The sequence below is a fragment of the Moorena sp. SIO4A1 genome, assembly GCF_010672065.1.
Classification (GTDB): Bacteria; Cyanobacteriota; Cyanobacteriia; order Cyanobacteriales; family Coleofasciculaceae; genus Moorena.
In genome coordinates, this window is sequence record NZ_JAAHHX010000358.1 from 1 (window position 1) to 2,094 (window position 2,094).

General features: G+C 49.1%; 4 protein-coding genes. 2 read left to right on the forward strand and 2 right to left on the reverse strand.

Annotated elements, in window-relative coordinates:
• Window positions 1-30 precede the first annotated feature (30 nt).
• Entirely contained in the window at window positions 31-807 is a 777-nt protein-coding gene (locus tag F6K53_RS38210; RefSeq protein ID WP_293084971.1) for an NF038122 family metalloprotease, read from the forward strand.
• A gap of 163 nt (window positions 808-970) precedes the next feature.
• Here F6K53_RS38210 and F6K53_RS38215 read toward each other — a convergent pair whose 3' ends face one another.
• Entirely contained in the window at window positions 971-1,423 is a 453-nt protein-coding gene (locus F6K53_RS38215) for an HNH endonuclease (protein ID WP_293062004.1), read from the reverse strand.
• On the reverse strand, window positions 1,410-1,661 hold the full coding sequence (locus F6K53_RS38220; protein ID WP_075899230.1) for a hypothetical protein: 252 nt from the start codon (window positions 1,659-1,661) through the stop codon (window positions 1,410-1,412). Before F6K53_RS38220 ends, F6K53_RS38215 begins: the two co-directional genes overlap by 14 nt.
• A gap of 127 nt (window positions 1,662-1,788) precedes the next feature.
• Here F6K53_RS38220 and F6K53_RS38225 point away from each other — a divergent pair.
• On the forward strand, window positions 1,789-2,094 hold a 306-nt coding region (locus F6K53_RS38225), incomplete at its 3' end, for a hypothetical protein (RefSeq protein WP_293084974.1).

Consider the following 2,094-nt stretch of genomic DNA (forward strand, 5'->3'; position numbering starts at 1 on the left):
GCCAGCTAATGATCTAGTGCTGCCCTGGATATGTACCGCTATAGTGACTGGAGCGAAGATCGTGACATGATTGACATAGCCTATGGTATCGACGCCTTCTTTTCCATTGATGGGGGTGATACAGCTCTGGCATACTTTTCCGAAGGTAAGGATACCAATTTAGGATTCGGAGGTGATGGGTATCAAGCCAGCCACTGGGACGGTCTGGGCGATAATTTGGGCATGATGAAACCAGCCCTAGGTTGGGGAGAGAGAGCCGATATGTCAGCACTGGATTTACAAGCCTTTGATGTGATTGGTTGGGATCTAAACTCCACTGTGTTCGGCTCAGATGGACGCCCCAGTCAATCCAATATGACCCATTATCTCAATAACTTGCTCAACAATGCCAAGAATACCTTAGCCGAGGAAATCGGTGACTATTTCAATGATCCTAACTGGCATGCCTCATGGATCGACTGGTATCTCGCCAATGGCTATAACGAAGCAGCAGGCTCCTGGCTAGCTGAAGACCGCATCCAGGATGTGATGGACATGTACGAATGGGGCTATGGTGGCGGTGGCGGTGGCGGTAGCAGTGGCGGTGGTGGCGGCAGTGGCAGTGGTGGCGGCAGTGGCAGTGGTGGCAGTGGCAGTGGGCAAGTATTAGGCCACGTGCTAGAACAAGGTTTTTTCTCGGATTTCAATTGGTCAACCTTTAATCCTGACCAGGGAGTGGCTCAGGTGCCAGAGTCTGGGGCTAGCAGTGGCTTAATTGGGTTCGGTCTGTTGGGCATTGGTGGTGTGTTAAAGGGTCGTCGCCGGTAGTGCAGCCATCTGGCCTGATCAAAAAAGGGAACAGGGAACAGCGGATCTGGGAACAGCGGATCTGGGAACAGGGGAAAAATATTGTGTACCTTATTAGGCTAGAAACCGTTATACAATGCCTGTGAGGTACTCACGCTATAGCGGTAGGTTTGGTGTGGGTACCTCACACGGATTGCTGTGGATCCTCTGGGGGAGGATGTAACCCCCCTTTGACCCAAAGTTGTCGAGATTTCACGATGAATTTTTCACTGCGACGCTCGTCGTTGAGATCTAGTCGAGCGCAGGTTGCTCGTCCTGTTGGGCTGGTGCCTATAATGCGCAGACCATCGGCTGTCCAGATGAAATGATCAGACCATGACTGTAAACGAGGGTTGAACAAGGGAACTTCGTTTCCGGTATCGGGATCAATTCCGGTTGTGAAGTTGTAGCGCCTTTCGTTGCAGCGACGGCAGGCTAAGGCAAGATTATCTAGACGATCAGTTCCCCCCAATGATTTTGGCCAAAGATGATCGACCGAAAGGGGTGCGTTGCTGAGGATTTCGGGATAGTGACAATATTCACATTGAAATACTGCCCGTTTTCTGAGCTGCTGGTAGAGCTGTTTAGGAATGGGCATTGGCAGCTTCAGCCATGATAACTGCATTGATATAGCTGAAAATATCATCCAGTTCGCCAATGGCTTCTAGCTCCAGTGTTTCGTCTGGAGTGAGTTGATCGTCTTTTTTCTTATCGAGCAGGGTTTGCATCCGCTCCCCAAGCTCATCGGTGAATTTGAACAGGGTTAAGTTATTAGTTCGCTCAAGGCGAAGTCCTTGATGCAAAAAGGTGGATGGTTTGATCCCGATAGCAGTCATAGTTGTTTTTATGAGGAATCTTATTGATTTTAGCAATTCCGCTCACTAGCGTTACTTGGTCTAGAGGTTTGGGAATTCTAGAGGATAGTTATTGCCCACGACATGGTTCAGTCTCTAGGAAAGCCTCATGGTCACCACAGATTTATTGACATTGCTATCTAGGTCGGATCAAAACCAACCCTTCAACAAACCCTTAAACCAACTCCTGACTTTGCCCATTGCCTGTTACCTAGTGGCTCAGATGCCCTTGGTCTGCTCAGCTCAAATTGTTCGAGATAATACTCTACCGAACAATTCCATTGTTACAGCAACGATCAGTGTCAGTAACTTCCAAAGCAATGACCGCCTAGATCCAGGACTTGGGGAAGCTGGGGATATTGAGATTGTGGCAAACTCCATCGAGCTTTCCAACAGCGGAGCGGACACTCCCAAT